This window comes from Bacteroides caecigallinarum (assembly GCF_021530995.1).
Lineage (GTDB): Bacteria > Bacteroidota > Bacteroidia > Bacteroidales > Bacteroidaceae > Phocaeicola > Phocaeicola faecigallinarum.
Map to the genome: position 1 here is coordinate 1 of NZ_JADYTF010000033.1, position 21,436 is coordinate 21,436.

Annotated in this window: 21 protein-coding genes; 15 read left to right on the forward strand and 6 right to left on the reverse strand. The window is 38.6% G+C overall.

Going from position 1 to position 21,436, the window contains the following annotated elements; all coding sequences use genetic code 11:
• Positions 1 to 268: 268 nt before the first annotated feature.
• The 10 genes from I6E24_RS06490 to I6E24_RS06535 all read left to right on the forward strand — a co-directional run bounded on the left by I6E24_RS06490 (position 269) and on the right by I6E24_RS06535 (position 11,193).
• On the forward strand, positions 269 to 1,618 hold the full coding sequence (locus I6E24_RS06490) for a Na(+)-translocating NADH-quinone reductase subunit A (protein WP_235327210.1): 1,350 nt from the start codon (positions 269 to 271) through the stop codon (positions 1,616 to 1,618).
• A 34-nt stretch (positions 1,619 to 1,652) separates the two neighbouring features.
• Positions 1,653 to 2,819, forward strand: a complete 1,167-nt coding sequence (locus tag I6E24_RS06495; protein WP_204403055.1) for an NADH:ubiquinone reductase (Na(+)-transporting) subunit B — start codon at positions 1,653 to 1,655, stop codon at positions 2,817 to 2,819.
• A 12-nt stretch (positions 2,820 to 2,831) separates the two neighbouring features.
• On the forward strand, positions 2,832 to 3,509 hold the full coding sequence (locus I6E24_RS06500; protein ID WP_204403053.1) for a Na(+)-translocating NADH-quinone reductase subunit C: 678 nt from the start codon (positions 2,832 to 2,834) through the stop codon (positions 3,507 to 3,509).
• Between the two features lie 17 nt (positions 3,510 to 3,526).
• A complete protein-coding gene (locus I6E24_RS06505) occupies positions 3,527 to 4,162 on the forward strand; it encodes an NADH:ubiquinone reductase (Na(+)-transporting) subunit D (RefSeq protein ID WP_204403051.1) in 636 nt (211 codons plus the stop codon).
• A 34-nt stretch (positions 4,163 to 4,196) separates the two neighbouring features.
• Positions 4,197 to 4,820, forward strand: a complete 624-nt coding sequence (nqrE, locus tag I6E24_RS06510; RefSeq protein ID WP_235327212.1) for an NADH:ubiquinone reductase (Na(+)-transporting) subunit E — start codon at positions 4,197 to 4,199, stop codon at positions 4,818 to 4,820.
• Positions 4,821 to 4,839: 19 nt separating this feature from the next.
• A complete protein-coding gene (gene nqrF / locus I6E24_RS06515) occupies positions 4,840 to 6,108 on the forward strand; it encodes an NADH:ubiquinone reductase (Na(+)-transporting) subunit F (protein ID WP_235327214.1) in 1,269 nt (422 codons plus the stop codon).
• Between the two features lie 334 nt (positions 6,109 to 6,442).
• Positions 6,443 to 6,802, forward strand: a complete 360-nt coding sequence (locus I6E24_RS06520) for a hypothetical protein (protein ID WP_262911899.1) — start codon at positions 6,443 to 6,445, stop codon at positions 6,800 to 6,802.
• Positions 6,803 to 6,930: 128 nt separating this feature from the next.
• On the forward strand, positions 6,931 to 8,286 hold the full coding sequence (locus tag I6E24_RS06525) for an MATE family efflux transporter (RefSeq protein ID WP_235327216.1): 1,356 nt from the start codon (positions 6,931 to 6,933) through the stop codon (positions 8,284 to 8,286).
• 167 nt (positions 8,287 to 8,453) lie between these two features.
• Positions 8,454 to 9,605 carry a C1 family peptidase gene (locus I6E24_RS06530; protein WP_394800370.1) on the forward strand — a complete coding sequence of 384 codons (1,152 nt, stop codon included), beginning with the start codon at positions 8,454 to 8,456 and terminating at the stop codon, positions 9,603 to 9,605.
• A 1-nt stretch (position 9,606) separates the two neighbouring features.
• Positions 9,607 to 11,193 carry a peptide MFS transporter gene (locus I6E24_RS06535; protein WP_235327220.1) on the forward strand — a complete coding sequence of 529 codons (1,587 nt, stop codon included), beginning with the start codon at positions 9,607 to 9,609 and terminating at the stop codon, positions 11,191 to 11,193.
• Between the two features lie 127 nt (positions 11,194 to 11,320).
• Here the strand turns inward: I6E24_RS06535 and uvrB are convergent, their stop codons facing one another.
• Positions 11,321 to 13,348: an excinuclease ABC subunit UvrB gene (gene uvrB / locus I6E24_RS06540; protein WP_235327222.1), complete on the reverse strand. Its 2,028-nt coding sequence runs from the start codon at positions 13,346 to 13,348 to the stop codon at positions 11,321 to 11,323.
• A gap of 141 nt (positions 13,349 to 13,489) precedes the next feature.
• Here uvrB and I6E24_RS06545 point away from each other — a divergent pair, with 141 nt between their 5' ends.
• The 4 genes from I6E24_RS06545 (at position 13,490) to I6E24_RS06560 (ending at position 16,132) form a co-directional block, all read left to right on the forward strand.
• On the forward strand, positions 13,490 to 14,332 hold the full coding sequence (locus I6E24_RS06545; protein WP_235327224.1) for an outer membrane protein assembly factor BamD: 843 nt from the start codon (positions 13,490 to 13,492) through the stop codon (positions 14,330 to 14,332).
• A gap of 25 nt (positions 14,333 to 14,357) precedes the next feature.
• Positions 14,358 to 14,693, forward strand: coding sequence for a DNA-directed RNA polymerase subunit omega (locus I6E24_RS06550; RefSeq protein ID WP_235327226.1), 336 nt, complete (start codon positions 14,358 to 14,360; stop codon positions 14,691 to 14,693).
• 85 nt (positions 14,694 to 14,778) lie between these two features.
• Positions 14,779 to 15,228 carry a DUF4293 domain-containing protein gene (locus I6E24_RS06555; RefSeq protein ID WP_235327228.1) on the forward strand — a complete coding sequence of 150 codons (450 nt, stop codon included), beginning with the start codon at positions 14,779 to 14,781 and terminating at the stop codon, positions 15,226 to 15,228.
• A 112-nt stretch (positions 15,229 to 15,340) separates the two neighbouring features.
• Entirely contained in the window at positions 15,341 to 16,132 is a 792-nt protein-coding gene (locus tag I6E24_RS06560; protein ID WP_235327230.1) for an exodeoxyribonuclease X C-terminal domain-containing protein, read from the forward strand.
• Positions 16,133 to 16,170: 38 nt separating this feature from the next.
• On the opposite strand, the gene I6E24_RS06565 is transcribed toward I6E24_RS06560, so the two are convergent.
• The 4 genes from I6E24_RS06565 to I6E24_RS06580 form a co-directional block, all read right to left on the reverse strand.
• Complete coding sequence (locus I6E24_RS06565; protein ID WP_235327232.1) at positions 16,171 to 16,548, reverse strand: VOC family protein; 378 nt, start codon at positions 16,546 to 16,548, stop codon at positions 16,171 to 16,173.
• 20 nt (positions 16,549 to 16,568) lie between these two features.
• Entirely contained in the window at positions 16,569 to 17,294 is a 726-nt protein-coding gene (locus I6E24_RS06570; RefSeq protein ID WP_235327234.1) for an MBL fold metallo-hydrolase, read from the reverse strand.
• Positions 17,295 to 17,416: 122 nt separating this feature from the next.
• Positions 17,417 to 17,722: a hypothetical protein gene (locus I6E24_RS06575; RefSeq protein WP_235327236.1), complete on the reverse strand. Its 306-nt coding sequence runs from the start codon at positions 17,720 to 17,722 to the stop codon at positions 17,417 to 17,419.
• A gap of 230 nt (positions 17,723 to 17,952) precedes the next feature.
• On the reverse strand, positions 17,953 to 19,200 hold the full coding sequence (locus I6E24_RS06580) for a DEAD/DEAH box helicase (protein WP_235327237.1): 1,248 nt from the start codon (positions 19,198 to 19,200) through the stop codon (positions 17,953 to 17,955).
• A 343-nt stretch (positions 19,201 to 19,543) separates the two neighbouring features.
• On the opposite strand from I6E24_RS06580, the gene I6E24_RS06585 reads away from it, so the two are divergent.
• Positions 19,544 to 20,038: a thioredoxin family protein gene (locus I6E24_RS06585; protein ID WP_235327239.1), complete on the forward strand. Its 495-nt coding sequence runs from the start codon at positions 19,544 to 19,546 to the stop codon at positions 20,036 to 20,038.
• Between the two features lie 112 nt (positions 20,039 to 20,150).
• Here the strand turns inward: I6E24_RS06585 and spt are convergent, their stop codons facing one another.
• Positions 20,151 to 21,338 carry a serine palmitoyltransferase gene (gene spt, locus I6E24_RS06590; protein WP_235327241.1) on the reverse strand — a complete coding sequence of 396 codons (1,188 nt, stop codon included), beginning with the start codon at positions 21,336 to 21,338 and terminating at the stop codon, positions 20,151 to 20,153.
• Between the last annotated feature and the right edge of the window lie 98 nt (positions 21,339 to 21,436).

Below are 21,436 nucleotides of genomic sequence, written 5' to 3' on the forward strand. Positions count from 1 at the left end.
GTATATATATATAAATAGTCTTTATATATAGAAAATGATTTGATGGTTTATGATTTATGTCAGCCTATTGGAATATATTCTTGCTGTAATTATCATAGAAGCACAAATGCAAGCTCTATGTAGCGAAATCGCAATTGAGTAATATGTTTTTAGACACTAAAATCAAATAAGGAAAAAATTCTTTATTTATATGACGAAAAAGTTCATTTTTACTTATTTTTTCTTTAATTTTGCGGCAAAATTTAAAAACCATTTTTTATAACCCGATATGGCAAATGTAATTAAATTACGTAAAGGCCTAGACATCAACTTGAAAGGTAAGGCAGCTGCAGAAGTTGTGGCTGTAAAGGCACCTGGGTTCTATGCTATAGTACCGGATGACTTTACAGGAGTAACTCCTAAGGTAGTCGTTAAGGAACAAGAGTATGTAATGGCCGGAGGACCCTTGTTTATTGACAAGAATCATCCTGAACTGAAATTTGTTTCGCCAGTTAGTGGCGTAGTGACAAGCGTAGAGCGCGGAGCTCGACGTAAGGTAATGAGTATTACTGTAGAGGCAGCAGCCGAACAGGATTACGAAGAATTCGGTAAGCAGAACGTATCTGCCATGAGTGCAGAGGCAGTTAAGGAACTACTTCTTAATGCTGGTATGTTCGCTTTCTTCAGACAGCGTCCTTACGATGTAATCGCAGATCCGACAGTGGCTCCAAGAGCTATCTTCGTTTCTGCTTTCGACACAAATCCGCTGGCTCCGGACTTTGAAGTAGCTCTGAAAGGCGAAGAAAACAACTTCCAGACAGGACTTGATGCTTTGGCTAAATTGGCCAAGACTTATTTAAGTATTAGTGTTAACCAGAAGTCAGCAGCTCTTACACAGGCTAAGAACGTTACTGTTACTGCTTTCGACGGACCTCACCCTGCAGGTAATGTTGGTGTACAGATCAATAACATTGCTCCTGTAAACAAAGGTGAAACTGTTTGGACTATCGACCCACAGGCTGTAATCTTCATCGGACGTTTGATGAACACAGGACGTGTTGATATGACTCGTACAGTAGCTATCACAGGTTCTGAAGTTAAGAAACCGGCTTACTGCAAACTGAAAGTTGGTGCTCTGCTTACAGACATCCTTGCAGGTAATGTAAATAAGGATAAGGAACTTCGCTACATCAGCGGTAATCCTTTGACAGGAAAACAGATTCCTGCCAACGGTTTCCTTGGCGCATTCCACAGTCAGGTAACTGTAATCCCTGAAGGTAACGATGTTCACGAAATGTTGGGATGGATCATGCCTCGTTTCAACGAGTTCAGTACAAGCCACTCATATTTCAGCTGGTTGATGGGCAAGAAAGAATATACTCTTGACGCTCGTATCAAAGGTGGAGAACGTCACATGATTATGTCAAACGAATACGACCGCGTACTTCCTATGGATATTCTTCCTGAGTATCTTATCAAGGCTATCATTGCCGGTGATATCGACCGCATGGAACAGCTCGGTATTTACGAAGTAGCTCCTGAAGATTTCGCTCTTTGCGAGTTCGTATGTTCTTCTAAGATGGAACTTCAGCGTATCGTTCGCGAAGGTCTTGACATGCTCCGTCGTGAAATGTGTTAATATATATAATGTGTATATAAGAATATAAATAATAATGAAAGCGTTAAGAAATTATATCGATAAGATAAAGCCAAACTTTGAAGAGGGCGGCAAATACCAGGCTTTCCGTTCTGTATTCGACGGTTTCGAAACATTCCTTTTCGTTCCGAATACTACATCGAAGACTGGTACGCACATCCACGACGCTATAGACAGCAAACGTATCATGTCTATCGTGGTTATTGCGCTTATACCGGCATTGCTGTTCGGTATGTATAACGTAGGTTACCAGCATTATGCTTTTGCAGGTATCGAAGGTAGCTTCATTCAGAAATTCGGTTACGGTTTTCTTGCCGTATTGCCAAAAATCATCGTTTCATACGTTGTAGGTCTTGGAATCGAGTTCGTTGTAGCTCAGTGGAAGAAGGAAGAAATTCAGGAAGGTTTCCTTGTTTCAGGTATGTTGATTCCTATGATTGTTCCTGTTGACTGTCCGTTGTGGATGCTTGCCGTAGCAACAGCATTCTCTGTAATATTCGCTAAGGAAGTATTCGGTGGTACAGGTATGAACATCTTTAACCCTGCATTGATTACACGTGCATTCCTGTTCTTTGCTTATCCTACTAAGATGTCTGGTGACACTGTATGGGTGTCAAGCAACAGCATCTTCGGTCTTGGTAAAGACATCGACGCCTTGACTGCTGCAACTCCTCTTGGTCAGGCTGCTACTGAAACTCCTATATCTGCTTCTTTGAGCGATATGATTTTCGGTTTCATCCCTGGTTCAATCGGTGAAACTTCAGTTATCGCAATTGCTATCGGTGCCGTTATCCTGTTGTGGACAGGCGTAGCAAGCTGGAAGACAATGATTTCAGTATTCGTAGGTGGTGCGTTGATGGCTTGGATATTCAATGTTGCAGGTCCTGATACAGCTATGGCCAACATGCCTTGGTACATGCACTTGTGTGCCGGTGGTTTCTGCTTCGGTGCAGTGTTCATGGCTACAGACCCTGTTACATCTTCACGTACTGAGAACGGTAAGTTCATCTACGGTCTGCTCATCGGTATGATGGCTATCATCATCCGTGTGTTGAACCCAGGTTATCCGGAAGGTATGATGCTTGCTATCCTGTTGATGAACATCTTCGCTCCGCTGATTGACTATGTAATCGTTGAGAACAATATTTCACGTCGTGCAAAACGTGCTATGTCTAACAAATAAAAACCGAAAACAATGAATACTAATAGTAACTCATATACTATAATTTATGCTTCGGTAATGGTTGTTATCGTAGCATTCCTGCTGGCTTTCGTAAACTCGTCTTTGCGTGACCTTCAGGGTAAGAACGTTGAACTCGACACTAAGAAACAGATTCTTTCTTCTTTGGGTATTACAGAAGTTAAAGATGCTGACGCTGAGTTCAGCAAGGTAGTTAAGTCTGATATGATCGTTGCTGAAGACGGTTCTTTGAAAGAATATGACGGCAAATTCGTAACAGCTTACGAAAAAGAATTCAAGGAAAACGGTCGTGCTCACGTATTCGTATGTGAAATCGACGGTAAGACTAAATACGTTGTTCCTGTTTACGGTGCCGGACTTTGGGGCGCTATCTGGGGCTATGTAGCACTTGATGAAGACAAGAACACAATATTTGGTACATACTTCTCTCATGCATCTGAAACTCCGGGTCTTGGTGCTGAAATCGCATTGCCTCACTTCCAGAGTCTGTTCGTAGGCAAGCACGTAATGGAAGGTGAAAGTGTTGCATTGAGCGTTGTCAAGAACGGTAAGGTGGCAAATCCTGAATTCGAAGTAGACGGTATCTCAGGTGGTACAATCACTTCAAACGGTGTTGATGCTATGCTTAAGAACTGCATGGCCCAGTACACTAAATTTTTAACTACTAAATAATAGGAGGGAGACGAACAATGGGAAAATTATTTTCAGCTAAGAATAAAGAAGTATTTTCTACTCCTTTAAACATGAACAACCCTGTGACTGTACAGGTTTTGGGTATCTGTTCAGCATTGGCCGTTACCTCTAAACTGGAACCGGCTATCGTTATGGGTCTTTCTGTAACTATCATTACAGCTTTCTCAAACGTAGTGATTTCTTTGTTGCGTAAGACTATTCCTAACCGTATCCGTATTATCGTTCAGCTGGTGGTTGTTGCCGCTTTGGTAACTATCGTCAGTGAACTGTTGAAGGCTTTTGCATACGATGTGAGCGTACAGCTTTCAGTATACGTAGGTCTTATCATTACTAACTGTATCCTGATGGGACGTCTTGAAGCATTCGCTATGGCAAACGGTCCTTGGGAATCATGTCTTGACGGTATCGGTAACGGTCTTGGATATGCCAAGATTCTTATCATCGTAGCTTTCTTCCGCGAACTTCTCGGTTCAGGAACACTGCTTGGCTTCAATATCCTGAACTATCAGTGGCTTAAGGATGCAGGCTATGTAAACAACGGTATGATGTTGATGCCTCCTATGGCTCTGATTATCGTAGCATGCCTTATCTGGTATCAGCGTGCTAAACATAAAGAGTTGCAGGAAAAATAATAGGGTGTTGAATAAAAAATATTAATTGTATAATATGGAACATTTATTGAGTTTATTCGTCCGCTCTATATTTGTGGACAATATGATATTCGCGTTCTTCCTTGGTATGTGTTCATACCTTGCTGTTTCGAAGAATGTGAAGACTGCGCTCGGACTTGGTATTGCCGTGACATTCGTGCTTGTAGTTACACTTCCTTTAAACTACCTGCTTCAGACTAAGGTTTTGGCTGCCGACGGTATTCTTGGTATTGACTTGAGCTTCCTTAGCTTTATCCTCTTTATTGCCGTTATCGCTGCTATCGTACAGTTGGTGGAAATGATTGTGGAAAAATTCAGCCCGTCGCTTTATGCATCATTGGGTATCTTCCTTCCACTTATCGCTGTTAACTGTGCCATCATGGGTGCTTCGCTCTTCATGCAGCAGCGTATTACTCTTGCACCATCTGATCCTAAGTTCATCGGTGGAGTAGCAGACGCTATCTCTTATGCACTTGGTTCTGGTCTTGGTTGGTTGCTTGCTATCGTAGGTCTTGCCGCTATCCGCGAAAAGATGGCTTACTCTGATGTACCTGCTCCACTTAGAGGTTTGGGTATCACATTCATCGTAGTAGGTCTGATGGCAATGGCATTTATGTGTTTCTCTGGTTTGAACATCTAATAAAGAAAGGAATAAGACAATGGATATGAATTTTATTTTAGCAAGCATTGGAGTATTCCTCGTGACTATTCTGGTGTTGGTAGTAATCCTTCTGGTTGCAAAGAACTTTCTTGTTTCTTCAGGTAAAGTGAAAGTTACTGTAAACGGTGAAAACCAGTTGGAAGTTGAATCTGGTTCTACACTGCTGAATACACTGGCTGTGAACAACGTGTTCCTTCCTTCAGCATGTGGTGGTAAAGGTTCTTGCGGACAGTGCAAATGTCAGGTTGTAGAAGGCGGTGGCGAAATTCTTCCTTCAGAAGTCAGCCACTTCAGCCGTAAGCAGCAGAAAGACCACTGGCGTCTTGGTTGCCAGGTAAAAGTTAAAGGTGATATGTCAATCAAGGTTCCTGAATCAGTAATGGGTGTTAAGGAATACGAATGTACAGTTATCTCTAACAAGAACGTGGCTACATTTATCAAGGAATTCAAGGTGCAGTTGCCTAAAGGTGCTCACATGGACTTTATCCCAGGTTCATACGCACAGATTAAGATACCTAAATTCGAAATGGATTACAACAAGGATATCGACAAGAGCCTTATCGGTGACGAATATCTTCCTGCATGGGAAAAATTCGGTTTGTTCGGCTTGAAATGTAAGAACGAAGAAGAAACTATCCGTGCTTACTCTATGGCCAACTATCCTGCAGAAGGTGATGTATTCATGTTGACAGTACGTATCGCTACTCCTCCTATGAAGGCTGATAAGAGTGGATTCATGGATGTAAATCCTGGTATCGCTTCTTCATATATCTTTACTCTGAAACCAGGCGACAAGGTATTGATGAGTGGTCCTTACGGTGACTTCCATCCAATCTTCGATTCTAAGAAGGAAATGATTTGGGTAGGTGGTGGTGCCGGTATGGCTCCTTTGCGTGCTCAGATTATGCATATGACACGTACTCTGCATACTACAGATCGTGAACTTCACTACTTCTACGGTGCACGTGCTTTGAACGAAGTGTTCTATCTTGAAGACTTCCTGGGACTTGAAAAAGACTTCCCTAACTTCCACTTCCATCTTGCACTCGACCGTCCTGATCCAGCTGCTGATGCTGCAGGAGTTAAATATACTCCGGGATTCGTTCATCAGGTTATGCTTGAAACTTACCTGAAGAACCACGAAGCTCCTGAAGATATTGAATACTACATGTGTGGTCCTGGTCCGATGTCTAACGCAGTTGTCAAGATGCTTGACAGTCTTGGTGTTGAACCATCATCAATTATGTACGATAACTTCGGAGGATAATATTTCTAAGAGTTATATATGGAGAAGAGCCCGATACGCTGATGTATCGGGCTCTTTTATTATATATGTATTACATTAACAATAAAATCCTGTTATTGTTCAAATTTCTGTTAAACTCTTGATGCATATCAACAAATGACGTAGATTTTGAAGATTTTCTGTCATTTGTTTTTTCGTTACTGAGAACATGCTTATCTTTGTATCGGTAAAAAGAAAAAGGCTTAAGCTAAATGAAAGGTAAGGATATAGGAAAACTTACCAAAATGAGATTAAATTAAGGCAATCAAGAAAAGATTGTATTTTAGGTAACAACAAAAATTAAACATTAGGTATTATGAAATCAGGATTAACATTTATCGCCGCATTGGCACTTTCTGCAACAGTATTCGCAAACGGTAACCAAACAACTACTACAGAAAAGTGGAATGGTACAATCAACAAAACTCAGTTAGGAAAATATCTTAAACTTTCTTCAGAACAGAGTGCAGAAGTTGCAGATATCTGCGATTATTTTGAAGCAGAAATGAAAATGGCTAATAGAGCAAAAGAAGGTCAGGACGAAAAAGTTCGCAAGGCTGTTTATGGCAATTTGAAGTTGATGAAAAATACTTTAAATGAAAAGCAGTACTCAGATTACTTGAAACTTATGGGTATGACTCTTCGTAACAAAGGTATCGATATCGAAAAGAAGTAATTAACGATAAAAACTATATGAAGTCTCCGCAGCAAGTATATGTTGCGGAGACTTTTTTTGTTGTCCTTACGGAAAAATTATATTTACTTTGTATTCAGGAAAGATTATAGTTAGGCTGATTTAATAATATGAATTTTGGTAAGGAAGATCTTATAAACGGGAGTATAACAGGGGCAATGTTGCGTTTTGCTTTTCCGTTGATGTTGGGTAATCTTTTACAACAGTGTTATAATATAGCTGATACATTAATTGTAGGTAGAGTTTTGGGAGCAGATGCCCTGGCGGCAGTAGGCTCATCGTATGCACTCATTGTATTCATTACTTCGGTTTTTATAGGGCTGTGTATGGGTTGCAGTGCTGTTTTCTCCATGCAGTATGGTTCTAATGATTTCGGAGAAATGCGCCGGAGTATATTTTCATCGATAGTGCTCATAGGAGGTGTAACATTGTTTCTTAACGTTTGCTCCGTAGTTTTTCTTTCGCCTATAATACGTATCTTACAGACACCGCCTGAAGTGGAGCGGATGGTTTATGATTATCTTTTCATTATTTTCTTAGGGATGATTCCAGTCTGTGTGTACAACTTTTATGCTTTTCTCCTTCGTGCGGTAGGAAATTCTGTTGTACCATTGGTCTTTCTGATTGTTTCGGTTGTTCTGAATATACTCCTTGATGTCTTGATGATGGTTATACTGGATATGGGAGTTGAAGGTGCAGCTCTCGCCACGGTGATTTCTCAAGTTATAGGTTCTTTAGGACTTTGTTTGTATACTTACAAGCACTTTCCTGAATTGCGTCTGAAACGTACGGACTGTATTATCAGTAAGCAGTCATTGGCAAGAATTACATCATATTCATTTTTAACTGGAGTACAACAGTCTGTTATGAATTTCGGTATTCTAATGGTGCAAGGTCTTGTAAACAGTTTCGGTACAGCCGTAATGGCGGCATTTGCAGCAGCAGTAAGGATAGATTCTTTTGCCTATATGCCTGTACAGGATTTTGGAAACGCCTTTTCCACATTTATAGCGCAGAATTTTGGGGCAGGACGTGTGGAACGTATCCGCCGAGGAATTCGTATTGCTGTGTGTATTACTACGGCGTTTTCTATTTTTGTTTCGTTTCTGGTCTTTATGCTGTCACCTTGGCTTATGGCTTTCTTTGTTTCGCCTGAAGAGACTGACATTATCAATATAGGTGTGGAGTATCTTCGCATTGAAGGAAGTTTCTATGTAGGCATAGGCTATTTGTTCCTTCTTTACGGTTATTATAGGGCTGTCGCATTGCCGTCAATGTCTGTTGTGCTGACCGTTGTTTCTTTAGGAACACGTGTAGCATTGGCATATTTTCTGGCTTCTGTTCCTGCCATTGGTTATACCGGTATATGGTGGTCAGTTCCTATAGGTTGGGCTTTGGCCGATATCATTGGAGTTTGGTTTTATCAGTCCAAACACAAGAAAAGATTGATGACTTATAGGGCCTAATTATGTGTCTCTACACATTTTAGTTTGAAAAACTGTGTTTTTCGCTTGACTCTGCTCCCGGCTTTGCGTATATTTGCAAACGAAAAATTCATTATGTAAATAAATATTATTTTTTGACATTAAAAAATAGAGAGATGAGAGTAAGAAACTTGACATTTGTAGCATTAATGGCTGCTGCATCTGCCGTTATGGCACAAGAGGGTAATGGGTATCAGTTTACAGACATAGTTTCAAACAAGGCTACTTCAGTAAAGAATCAGGCAGCAACAGGAACATGCTGGTGTTTTGCAACTACATCTTTTATGGAGTCAGAGTTGCTTAGAATGGGGAAAGGTGAGTATGATCTGTCGGAAATGTTTATTGTCAGACAAAAGTATATGAATCAATTGGCTGATAACTATCTTCGTCGTGGAAGAGGAAATATAGGACAGGGTAGTATCTCGCCAAGTTGGATGACTGCTTTTCAGCAGGTTGGTATTGTTCCAGAAGAAGTTTATAGTGGAATAAATTATGATTCAAAGACTCATAATCATACTGAGCTTGAAGCTTATATGTCTGCAATAGCAGGACAGGCTGTAAAAATGAAACACCGTAGTCCTGAATATAACGAGCTTATGAATACTTTGTTCGACATTTATATGGGTAAACTTCCTGAAACATTTACATATAATGGTAAGGAATATACTCCGAAAAGTTTTGCTGAGAGTCTCGGACTGAATATGGATGATTATGTTATGCTTACAAGTTTCACGCATAAACCTTATTATGAGAAGTTTGAACTTGAAATTCCGGACAACTGGGAACATACTAAAATGTATAATCTTCCGCTTGATGAGATGATGGATGCTACAGACAATGCCTTGAAGAACGGATATACTGTATGCTGGGACGGTGATGTAAGCGAGAAAGGTTTCTCATTTACCAATGGTGTTGCCATAAATCCTGAAGTTACAAAAATGGATGATTACAGTCAGACAGACAGGGCACGCTTTGAAAATATGAAAACAGGTGAAAGACTGGAAGAAGTATATAAATTCGAGCATCCTTATCCGGAAGTAAATGTTACTCCTGAAATAAGGCAAGAAGGTTATGAATCGTTTGTTACTACAGACGATCATCTGATGCATATTACTGGGTTGACAAAAGACCAGAACGGTACAAAATATTATATAACAAAGAATTCATGGGGAACTGAGAGAAACCGTTTTGGTGGATATATCAATATGTCTGAAAGCTTTGTGCGTGCCAAGACTGTTTATGTAATGATGCACAAGGATGCTTTGAGTAAAGAACTGAAGAAGAAACTTGGGATAAAATAAGATGAACAGTACGGAAGTGACAAACAATAGTAAAGGGCATCCCAAAGGATTGTATCTTCTTTTTGTGACTGAAATGTGGGAACGTTTCAGTTATTATGGCATGCGTGCCTTGTTTATGCTTTATATGGTTCAGGCACTGCTCTTTGATAAAGAGTTTGCCTCGCAGGTTTATGGCAGTTACACAGGACTTGTTTATCTGACTCCACTTATTGGGGGATATATTGCCGATAAATATTGGGGAAACCGAAGGTCAATTGTTGTTGGTGCGTTGGTAATGGCGGTAGGACAGTTCCTGTTATTTCTAAGTGCATGTTATTTTCATCATGTTGATGTGGCAAAATGGCTGATGTTCTGTGGCTTAGGACTACTGATAATGGGTAACGGATTTTTCAAGCCTAATATATCTACAATGGTTGGCCGTCTGTATTCTGACAATGACAAGCGTAAGGATTCAGCTTTTACTATCTTCTATATGGGAGTAAATGTAGGTTCTACTTTTGCTCCGCTTATTTGCGGACTGATAGGAAATACCGGACATCCGGAAGATTTTAAATGGGGATTTCTGGCAGCATGTATCGGTATGATTTTAGGAGCCGTTGTTTTTCAGATATTCAAGAACAAATATATCTGCGATCCTGATGGTAATCCTGTAGGAATTGCACCTCAAAAAAAGAATGACAATTTACAATCGGCAGATAATGATGGTGGATGGCTTTCGGCAAGAAGTATTGTAGCGATAATCTCTACAGTGGTACTGACACTCCTTTTTTCTGTAAATTGGGATTGTATAATGGGAAATCAGACTTCTGCAGGAGGAAATATATTTTCCGGTGCTGATTGGATAGGTGCGCTTATATATGCCACTGTGATAGTGATGCCTATACTGATAATAACAGATCATAGTCTTAATCGCAGTGAAAAGATAAAGATTGGAATTATCTATATCATAGCATTCTTTGTGATCTTCTTTTGGGCTGCATACGAACAGGCCGGAGCTTCATTGACATTCTTTGCTGATGAGCAGACAGACCGTAACATTGGAGGATGGGAGATGCCGGCAGCTTATTTCCAATCATTCAATCCAATCATGTTGGTGATTTTGGCTCCCGTGTTTGCAGGTCTGTGGTCTTTCCTTGGCAAGAATGGAATAGAACCTAGTTCAGTAAGAAAACAAGCCATCGGACTTTTCCTTTTAGCTATGGGGTATCTGTTCATTGCTTTCGGTGTTAAAGATGTAGAGCCGGGAGTAAAGGTGAGTATGATATGGCTTACAGGATTATATTTTATCCATACTATGGGAGAGTTGTGTCTTGCTCCGATAGGACTGTCGTTGGTTTATAAACTTTCTCCCGCAAGATTTTCTTCTCTCCTGATGGGTGTGTGGTATCTTAGTACTTCTGCAGCGAATAAAATGGCGGGCATGTTGAGTGGATATTATCCTGAAGGTGGAGTTGCAAAGAGTTGTTTAGGATATCAGGTGGAAAATCTGTATGATTTCTTTCTCTTATTTGTTTTTATGAGTGGTACTGCAGCTGTAGTATTATTCCTTTTATCCGGAAAACTGCAAAGTCTTATGCAGGATAAGTAGAAAATAATAGCCACGAAAAAAGTAATTTTAATTATATTTTTTCGTGGCTGTTATTATGTCTTTTAGTAAGTATAGCTACATTTATGGAACCTTTTTAGATCTTTTCCAGATTATGTGCTACTGAATATTACTTCGTTTTCAGCATATCTTCCAATTTAATAAGCTCATCTCGATATTGAGCAGCTTCGATAAAGTCGAGATTTTTTGCAGCGTCCTGCATGAGTTTCCTTGTGCGTTCGATACTTTTCTTGAGTTGCTCTTTCGACATGTACTGAACTATAGGATCTGCAGCTGCGAATGATGCTTCTGCCTGTTCGGCATAAGCTTTTGGTGCATTATCTTTAATTTCAGTGCTACTGTCTTTATCTCCAAGTATTTGCGTCCTGACTTTCTTGATCTGTTGAGGGGTTATTCCATGCTCCTGATTATAGGCCAGCTGTTTTTCGCGACGACGGTTTGTTTCGTCTATAGTAAGTTGCATGCTTTCGGTAATCTTATCTGCATACATTATTACTTTTCCGTTTACGTTTCTTGCAGCACGTCCCGCAGTCTGTGTGAGTGAACGGTGTGAACGAAGGAAACCTTCTTTGTCGGCATCTAGTATGGCAACAAGCGATACCTCAGGTAGATCAAGGCCTTCACGAAGAAGGTTTACTCCAATAAGCACGTCGTGAATACCTTGTCTAAGTTCATCCATAATCTTAACGCGTTCCAGCGTATCCACATCGCTATGGATATAGCTGCATTTTATCCCGTTGTTAAGAAGATATTCAGAAAGTTCCTCAGCCATTCGTTTGGTAAGTGTTGTAACGAGCACACGTTCGTTAGCTTCAATCCTCAGCTGAATCTCTTCCATCAGGTCATCAATCTGGTTCAAACTCGGGCGTACCTCGATTATAGGGTCAAGTAATCCTGTGGGGCGTATTACCTGGTCTACTACGATACCTTCACTTTGGATAAGCTCATAATCTGCTGGTGTTGCGCTGACATATATAACCTGATTTACCATTTCTTCAAACTCTTCGAATTTGAGCGGTCTGTTATCCATGGCTGCAGGAAGTCTGAATCCATATTCCACAAGGTTTTTCTTTCTGGCTCTGTCGCCTCCGTACATTGCTCTGATTTGTGGTACACTGACATGGCTTTCGTCAATAACAAGGAGAAAATCTTTTGGAAAAAAATCCAGCAGGCAGTAGGGGCGGGTACCTGCTTCGCGCCCGTCGAAATATCGTGAGTAGTTTTCTATACCGGAGCAATGTCCAAGTTCTCTTATCATCTCCATGTCATACGTCACTCTTTCATATATTCTTTTGGCCTCCAGGAATTTGCCGGATTCTTCGAAGAAAGCCACTTGTTTTGTCAAATCGTCTTCTATCTGATGAATAGCCCTTAAAGTGCTTTCCTTGGTGGTCATAAACAGATTGGCCGGATAAATCTTATATTCATCAAAATCAGCCATCTTATGTCCGGAAATAGGATCAATTTCTTCTATAGAATCAATTTCATCGTCCCAGAACATCACTCTCAGGATATTGTCCGAGTATGCAAGATATATGTCTATCGTGTCTCCCTTGACCCTAAAATTTCCACGATTCAATTCTATGTCATTTCTTACGTAAAGGCTGTCTACCAGGCGACGTAGAAATACATTTCTGTCAATTAATTTCCCACGCTTTATTTCTATCACATTATCATAGAAGTCAGACGGATTTCCCATACCGTAAATACATGATACAGAAGATACTACGATTACATCCTTCCTTCCTGAAAGGAGTGCTGATGTTGCTGCAAGTCTCAGTTTGTCTATTTCGTCATTTATTGCAAGGTCTTTTTCTATATAAGTGTCTGTTGATGGAAGATAGGCCTCCGGTTGGTAGTAGTCGTAGTAGGACACATAATACTCAACCGCGTTGTTAGGGAAGAAATGTTTGAATTCACCATACAGCTGCGCCGCTAATGTTTTGTTATGACTTAATATAAGTGTTGGTTTGTTTATTTCCTTTATGACATTGGCTATGGTAAATGTCTTTCCAGATCCTGTTACTCCAAGCAATGTTTGTGCCTTAGTACCGTTATTCAGGCCTTCTGTCAATTGTTTTATAGCTTCCGGCTGGTCACCCGTAGGTTTATATTCTGATATAAGTTCGAAATTCATAATTTGAAGTATATTTATTGTGTAAAAGTACATAAATATTTGCTTTATCGGATTGTTATAGCTAAAAATATCATTAAAATTGAATTTCATGTTGTATTATTCGCAATAAAACAGTAATTTTGCAGAACTATTTTTATAAATATGAAAAAGTATATTGTAATGGTTCTTCTTTCTGCAGGATTATTAAGTTCTTGTGGAGAGTATAATAACGTACTAAAGAGTACGGATTATGAATATAAATATGAAGCTGCAAAAGCATATTTTGCCAAAGGACAGAATAGTAAGGCTGCTACTGTTCTGGAAGAACTTATTCCTATAATGAAGGGAACGAGGTTTGGTGAAGAGTCTTTGTACATGTTGGCAATGACATATTTTAATCAGGGTGACTACGTTACTGCATCACATTATTTCAATACATATTACACAACTTATCCCCGCGGTACTTATACAGAACTGGCCAGATTTAATTCTGGAAAAGCTCTTTATCTGGATACTCCTGAGCCAAGACTTGATCAGAGTAGTACTTACAAGGCTATACAGGAATTGCAGATGTATATGGAGTATTTTCCTGGCACAGAACGCCATGAGATAGCGCAGAATATGATTTTCGAACTTCAGGACAAGCTGGTTGAGAAAGAATATCTTTCTGCGAAGCTTTACTATGATTTAGGATCGTACACCGGAAATATGTCGCAGACAAGTACGGGTAATAATTATCTGGCTGCCGTGGTTACTGCACAGAACATTCTTAAAGAATATCCATATACCAAGCTTCGTGAGGATTTGTCTATACTGATTCTTCGTGCCAAATATGATATGGCTCGCGAAAGTGTGCTTGAAAAGAAGGAAGACCGTATGCGTGAAACTATCGATGAGTATTATGCATTTAAAAACGAGTTTCCTGAAAGTAAGTACATGAAGGAAGTTGAAAATATATTTAAGGAAGCCAGCAAATTTGTAGGCTCTGTTGAAGAAGAATATTAAAACATTTATAATTAAATATCGAATTATGGATTACAAAAAATCAAATGCTCCTACCAACACCGTAACACGTAACATGATGGAACTGTGTGAAGACACAGGTAATGTATATGAAACTGTTGCAATTATAGGCAAGCGCGCTAACCAGATTGCGGTTGAAATGAAAAACGATCTTTCAAAGAAACTTCAGGAATTCGCATCTTACAATGATAATCTTGAAGAAGTTTTTGAGAATAGAGAGCAAATTGAGATTTCCCGTTATTATGAGAAACTTCCTAAGCCAACATTGATTGCAACTCAGGAGTATATGGAGGGAAAGGTTTATTACAGAAATCCTGCTAAGGAAATAGAAAAACTTAAATAAGAGCCTCGTAGTATTTCTGAAAGGATATAAGGCCGTTTCGAAGAGGAGCGGCTTTTTTATTGTTAATCTGATAATTAATAGACTTATGATACAACGTATTCAATCAGTATATTTACTAATAGTAGCAATTCTTTCACTTATCGTCATGTCTAATCCTATAGGAAGCTTCGTGGGGACTGATAATTCTATAACTGAATTTACGAATCTTTCTTTGGTGGCAATGGATGGTACAGAGGATTATAAGCCATGGGCTTTGTTTGCAATACAGATGATTTCGGCTATAATATCTATTGTTACTGTATTTTTGTATAAAAAGAGAATGTTGCAGATTAGATTTACCCTTTTCAATATTATCCTTAAGATAGGTTACTATGTGGCAATGGTGTCATTTGTATTTATGTTGAAAGGAGAAGCTACATTTGTTCCTTCATGGATAGTATGTCTGCCTTTTATAGGTATAATTCTTGATTGGCTTGCTATCCGTGCAATAGGAAAAGATGAAATGCTTGTAAAAGCATATGAGAGATTGAGATAATAAGAAAATAGAAATATTATATCTAACCGACATATCTGTAATGGATTTGTCGGTTTTTTTATTAGTTGCACTTGTATATTTATGATATTTTTATTACATTGCATAAACTAAGATGGGAGGAGGATTTATGCATGATACAAGTATTCTTGATAAATTCAATTACAGTAGAACATCAGCAAGTGGAATGTATGCTATAAGTATGGCTACTGATTTCAGACCGTATTATGCTTTGTGGAGATTGTTCCCTAATGAGCAACCATTGTTTGTGAGAACACTGGCTGTTACTTTTCAGGCTGCAATTGAACGGGCTATGATGATGCTTCAAAACTGTAATGTGCGTTTGGTTTGTTCTGATAATTCGGAATTTGAAGCTTGTTATGGACGTACCGATGATATAATATCTTTTGGAAAATATCGTGGAAAACGTTTGGCTGAAATATATTATGTGGAGCCTTCTTATATCTTGTGGCTGGCAAATAAATTCAAGCCTGAGACGGACCGTTTTGACAAATTGATATATTTGGCAAGGCTATTCTCTGTTGTTCATTTTGAAATTACGGTTCATAAAAACAGAATTTCGTCTGTAAGTAACTATGTAGGGGAGAAAGGAGAAAAATTAAAGGGACTGTGTCTTAAGGTTATCAATGTAAGAAGGCAGGTAGATACCTATAAAGCAGATTATTATGTTGACCAAAATATATTGGCTGCCGATTTGGATGGGAACAGGTTTGTTTTTCTGGTTAAGGCTTCCGGAAGAAGTCTTTCGCCCAATGAATTAAGTTGCCATTCCAGGGTTGTAGAAAAGGGGGAGGAATTACATATACTGTCGGCCAAAGTGATGTCCCATTATGAAAACAGAGGAGTCAGATATACAAGACTTGGCTATGTGAAACTCCAAAAATAACGGGCGGCAGACCGTCCGTTATTTTTATTTTACACTACTTATTTTACAGGAAGTATCTCAATCCAGTAGTCATCCGGATCGTTGATAAAATATAATCCCATAGATTCGTTTTCAAAGCAAACACATCCCATTTCTTTGTGGAATTTCCTTACTTCATCATAATCACCTTCTACTCTGATACACAGATGACTTTCGTTTTCACCTAATTCATATGCTTCTGTATGATCTCTTAACCATGTAAGTTCAAGCAAGAAATCAGAGCATTTATCTGTAAGGTATACCAGTATGAATGAGCCGTCAGCAGCTACTTTTCTGCTCGCTTCGGTCAATCCTAATGCTTCTTCGTAGAACTTGAGACTTCTTTCCAGGTTGGTTACATTGATGTTAAAATGGTCAAAATGTCCTTTTACTTTCATTTTCTTTATTTCTTTAATGGTTATAATATATTGTGGAAGATTTGCCCACGACAGTTGATTTCGGGGGAATCTATTCCTTTGCTGATTGCGTATTGCTGGAATCTGTTTGCTGATACATAATCGTTCCAGAAATGCATGGGAATGAACACAGTTGGTTTTATTAAGTCTATGAATTGTTTCCCGCCTCTCATATATTCACTCCCAAGACGAGGGTCGATTGGGAATAGTACGAGGTCAATATTTTTGTAATCATTTGATATTACTTTTATTTCGTCCAGAAATTTCTTTTCATCTCTTTTCCATTCATCTTCATGGCTTTCATCCATCCAATGCCAGTTGTTTAAATCTCCTGCATGAAAGATGGTTTTCCCTTCAGTTTCTATGAGAAATGAGATTCCTACGTCTGTAGATCCAAAAGCCTTTATCTTTATATTGTTATCATTATATTCTTCTCCCTTTTTTAACCATGATGCCGAATCTCTTGGAATGTTTCTCTTTCTGCGTATATCGTTCGACAGTATGTATGTAATGTCGCTTTTGTTTTTTCCCCATTCAAAAATCTCTTTATTGAAATGATCGGCGTGGAAATGGCTTGAAAGTACATACATCTTGCCATTTCTATTTAGTATATCATTGTGCAGTATTCCATTTTTCTCAGAAAATGAATCCTCGAAATAATCAATGACTATTGTGCTGTTGTTCATTAAAATGACAAAACCGCTGTGGTGTAAATATATTAGTTCCATACACAGTTTATGCTATTTTTTTAAGTTTGGGTACAAATTTAATACTTTAAGAAAAAAAATACCCATCCAGAGTTAAGTTTATTGTCTGGACGGGTATGTTTCATTATTATATTTAGATTATGTCATTCCAATATTATTCCTTTTTCGTTGATATAGATTGTATATTCATAATTTTCTATATCCAATAAAGTAATCTTGTATATTTTTGTTCCATTGTATTTTTTTACGTCGGCAGTTTTTACAATGTAATCTTTAAAATCGAAGAATAAGACTTCTTGTACTTCGGATGGTAGTTCATTAATATCTATATTGGTGAAAGATTTATAAGTTTTTTCAGTTGTACTTTTTTCGTTTGTGTTTGAAGGGGTGTATGCAAATGTGTTACCAAATCCCAATACCATCATTATTACTGTTAATGTCGTTCTCATAAGTGTATAAATTTAGTTTATTGTTGTCATGATATATAATATCAAATAGTATGCCATAATCATGGGATTTTGTATTTGCTTGATTTTCAAGGGTGATTGTCTTCTCTTGAGAATATATTCAATCTTCTGTGTGGAGTTTTTCTACAATTGATTGTGGATTTATTAAACATTAAAAGCTTCACGGTTTTTTATCCATGAAGCTTTTAATGTTATTTTAGTGTCGGATTATTCTATGAACTAATTTTCTTTTTTGAAAATTTCTTTTTGCTATTTTGTACTCCCTGTTTTTTCACATTTCTTTTTTTTCTGTTGTTTTGTGTCGTTTTGGGCTTATATTCCGGACCTTCTCCTATCTGATCTGGTATTTGTAGTTTGTAGATTATTTTATCTAAGAATTTCTCTATCTGATAAAATTTAGTTTGTTCGGTTTCGCTTACGAATGTTATGGCACAACCGTCGTTGTTGGCACGAGCCGTACGTCCTATGCGGTGCACATAATCCTCACAGTCGTGTGGAACATCGTAGTTTATTACTAAACGTATATCGTCAATGTCAATACCTCTTGCTACTATATCTGTGGCCACTAGAATATTTACTTTACCGTTTCTGAATTCGTGAAGAATTTCTTCTCTCTGTCCCTGCTCAAGGTCGGAATGCATTTCGCCTACATTGAGTTTCATCCTTAACAAAGCTTTGGTTACTTCCTTTACTTTAACTTTTGATGATGCAAATATAATAACCCTTTCAGGCTGTTGCGATGAGAATAAATCCTTTATAATTTCCAGTTTCTGCGATTCGTAGCATACGTATGCGGCCTGGATTATTTTTTCTGCAGGTTTTGAAACAGCCAGTTTTACCTCTACAGGGTTGTTAAGGATATTATCCGCCAATTGTCTTATTTTTTCCGGCATTGTGGCGGAGAACATTATTGTTTGTCTTTCTTTGGGCAAATGTTTAACAATCTGAATTATATCATCGTAAAACCCCATGTCAAGCATTCTGTCCGCTTCGTCTAAAATAAAAAATGATACTCTTGACAGGTCAACGTATCCTAAACTGAGATGACTGATTAGACGGCCGGGGGTGGCTATTACCACATCTGCCCCCAGTGTAAGCCCTTTTTTCTCCTGCTCAAAACGTACTCCGTCGTTTCCTCCATACACAGCAACTCCCGATACAGGCATGAAGTATGAAAAAGCTTCCATTTGCCTGTCAATCTGAATCGCAAGTTCTCTTGTAGGAGACATAATTATACAGTTGATGGAATCTTCAGGATATTCACCATTGCAAAGCTTGCTTAAAACAGGTAGGAGATAGGCCGCTGTCTTACCGGTACCTGTTTGTGCTACTCCTATCAAATCGTGTCCTTCCAAAAGAACAGGAATAGTGTGTTCCTGTACTGGGGTACATTCTTTGAAATTCATGGTATCAAGTGCGCTTAAAACACTTTCATCTAAATTTAATTCTGAAAATTCCATTTTGGTGATTATTCTTTTTTATGAAATGTATCATTCGGGTTTTTCTATGCAAAGTTAATCAAATTATGGCTTATAAGCCATATATGCATGATTTTTTATGGTTTTATATATAAAATAATATGTCTTCTCAATGTAGTAAATGAGGGAAAATATGTTGAATAACATAAAAAATAAGATAAAACTTAGGTGGTTAGGTAAAAAATGCTTATCTTTGCAACGATTTCAGAATAAGAATACGCTTATTTTTTGATATCCGTGATGGATATTAGCGTAATAATTAATGTTCCGAGGTGAAATCACTGTGAAGGGCAGTCTCGGATAGTATTAACCAAAATCACATTACATGATTAAAAGTGTAAAGCCGATTTTTGTTGTATTAGTATTCAGTTCCTTGCTTTCTTTTTCTTTTATGGAGAAGAAAGATCCTACAGAGAAGCTGGTGCCAGGCGATGAAACACCGATGCCAGTTCTTGAATTTAAAACGCAGACGCTCGACCTGCGTGCCGATAATGGCAAATATACTTTGTTGAGCTTTTGGGCGGGTTATGACGCCAAGTCTAGAATGAAGAATGCTGAGTTATGTCATGCATTGCAGAATTCAGACCGAATAAAGATGATTTCTGTTTCAATGGACCGTTATGAATCTGTTTTTCGTGCGGCTGTAGAACAAGATCAGTTGAAGTCGGATCTTTGTTATGTTGAAACAGACGGTAGAACTTCGGAAATCTTTAAGGAGTTTGGACTTAGAGACGGATTTGCCAACTATCTTATTGATAGTGAGGGTGTAATAGTGGCAAAGAATGTTACTGCCGGAGAATTGACCTCTTATATGAACTGATATATCAGATTTAAAGAGGCTTGAAGATGAAATAATTGAATACAACAAAAAAGCAAAGAGGCTGTCTTAAAGGATTTTACCTTGAGACAGCCTCTGTTATTTTTATCTAGTATTATTTTATTATTTCAAGTTCCTTGAAGCATTTAAGCAGTTTGTCTATAGCATAATCAATCTGCTCTTTTGTATGAGTTGCCATGAGTGCAAATCTTACAAGTGTGTCTTGAGGTGCACATGCAGGAGGTATTACAGGGTTGATGAAAACACCTTCATCGAAAGCCATCTTTGTTACAAGGAATGTCTTGTCTGTATCGCGAACATATAATGGTATGATAGGACTTTCTGTATCGCCTATTTCGAAACCACATTCACGGAAGCGTTTCAAAGCATAGTTTGTAATGTCCCATAGTCTTTCCTGGCGTTCAGGTTCTGTCTTCAATATATGAAGAGCTTCAATGGCAGCTGCTGTAGCTGCAGGTGTGCTACTTGCCTGGAATATGTATGAACGTGCATTATGACGCAACCAGTTGATAATGTCTTTATCTGCAGCAACGAACCCACCGATTGATGCCAATGATTTACTGAATGTACCCATTATGATATCCACTTCGTCTGTCAATCCGAAATGGTCGCATACACCACGTCCGTTACGTCCGAATACACCAACTCCGTGAGCTTCATCCACATAAACTGTAGCATTGTATTTTTTCTTAAGGCGGATTATTTCAGGCAAGTTGGCCAAGTCGCCCTCCATGGAGAATACACTATCAACTACTATCAGTTTGATAGCGTCTGGTTCACATTTCTGAAGTTCTTTTTCCAGTGCTTCCATGTCATTGTGCTTGTACTTCAGCTGAGTAGCAAATGTAAGACGTCTTCCGTCAACTATTGATGCGTGGTCACGGTCATCGCATATGATATAGTCGCCACGTCCTACAAGCTGAGGTATTACACCTTCGTTTACAGTGAAACCTGTAGAGAAACATAGAGCCTCATCTTTACCAATAAATTCAGCAAGTTCCTTCTCTAACTGTACATGAATGTCAAGAGTTCCGTTAAGAAGTCTGGAACCGGCACATCCGGTACCGTACTTGCGAGTAGCTTCTATTGCTGCATTAATAATTCTTTGGTCGTATGTCAGACCCATATATGAGTTTGACCCAAACATTAACACCTTTTTGCCGTCCATCATCACTTCTGTGTCCTGATGGCTGTCTATTTCTCGGAAATAAGGATAAACCCCCTTCTCCATATACATCTGCGGGAGTCTGAATTTACTTAACTTTTCTTGTAATAATCCCATATTCTGTTATTGATATATTCCTATTTTGTTTAACAGCCTGCAAAGATAGTAAAAAAACAAAAAAAGGTATCAATGTGGAACATTTTTTATCCCAGGGA

Coding starts and splice junctions, on each gene's coding strand:
- I6E24_RS06490 (WP_235327210.1), top strand. CDS start 269: ATGGCAAATGTAATTAAATTACGTAAAGGCCTAGACATCAACTTGAAA.
- I6E24_RS06495 (WP_204403055.1), top strand. CDS start 1,653: ATGAAAGCGTTAAGAAATTATATCGATAAGATAAAGCCAAACTTTGAA.
- I6E24_RS06500 (WP_204403053.1), top strand. CDS start 2,832: ATGAATACTAATAGTAACTCATATACTATAATTTATGCTTCGGTAATG.
- I6E24_RS06505 (WP_204403051.1), top strand. CDS start 3,527: ATGGGAAAATTATTTTCAGCTAAGAATAAAGAAGTATTTTCTACTCCT.
- nqrE (WP_235327212.1), top strand. CDS start 4,197: ATGGAACATTTATTGAGTTTATTCGTCCGCTCTATATTTGTGGACAAT.
- nqrF (WP_235327214.1), top strand. CDS start 4,840: ATGGATATGAATTTTATTTTAGCAAGCATTGGAGTATTCCTCGTGACT.
- I6E24_RS06520 (WP_262911899.1), top strand. CDS start 6,443: ATGAAATCAGGATTAACATTTATCGCCGCATTGGCACTTTCTGCAACA.
- I6E24_RS06525 (WP_235327216.1), top strand. CDS start 6,931: ATGAATTTTGGTAAGGAAGATCTTATAAACGGGAGTATAACAGGGGCA.
- I6E24_RS06530 (WP_394800370.1), top strand. CDS start 8,454: ATGGCTGCTGCATCTGCCGTTATGGCACAAGAGGGTAATGGGTATCAG.
- I6E24_RS06535 (WP_235327220.1), top strand. CDS start 9,607: ATGAACAGTACGGAAGTGACAAACAATAGTAAAGGGCATCCCAAAGGA.
- uvrB (WP_235327222.1), bottom strand. CDS start 13,348: ATGAATTTCGAACTTATATCAGAATATAAACCTACGGGTGACCAGCCG.
- I6E24_RS06545 (WP_235327224.1), top strand. CDS start 13,490: ATGAAAAAGTATATTGTAATGGTTCTTCTTTCTGCAGGATTATTAAGT.
- I6E24_RS06550 (WP_235327226.1), top strand. CDS start 14,358: ATGGATTACAAAAAATCAAATGCTCCTACCAACACCGTAACACGTAAC.
- I6E24_RS06555 (WP_235327228.1), top strand. CDS start 14,779: ATGATACAACGTATTCAATCAGTATATTTACTAATAGTAGCAATTCTT.
- I6E24_RS06560 (WP_235327230.1), top strand. CDS start 15,341: ATGGGAGGAGGATTTATGCATGATACAAGTATTCTTGATAAATTCAAT.
- I6E24_RS06565 (WP_235327232.1), bottom strand. CDS start 16,548: ATGAAAGTAAAAGGACATTTTGACCATTTTAACATCAATGTAACCAAC.
- I6E24_RS06570 (WP_235327234.1), bottom strand. CDS start 17,294: ATGGAACTAATATATTTACACCACAGCGGTTTTGTCATTTTAATGAAC.
- I6E24_RS06575 (WP_235327236.1), bottom strand. CDS start 17,722: ATGAGAACGACATTAACAGTAATAATGATGGTATTGGGATTTGGTAAC.
- I6E24_RS06580 (WP_235327237.1), bottom strand. CDS start 19,200: ATGGAATTTTCAGAATTAAATTTAGATGAAAGTGTTTTAAGCGCACTT.
- I6E24_RS06585 (WP_235327239.1), top strand. CDS start 19,544: ATGATTAAAAGTGTAAAGCCGATTTTTGTTGTATTAGTATTCAGTTCC.
- spt (WP_235327241.1), bottom strand. CDS start 21,338: ATGGGATTATTACAAGAAAAGTTAAGTAAATTCAGACTCCCGCAGATG.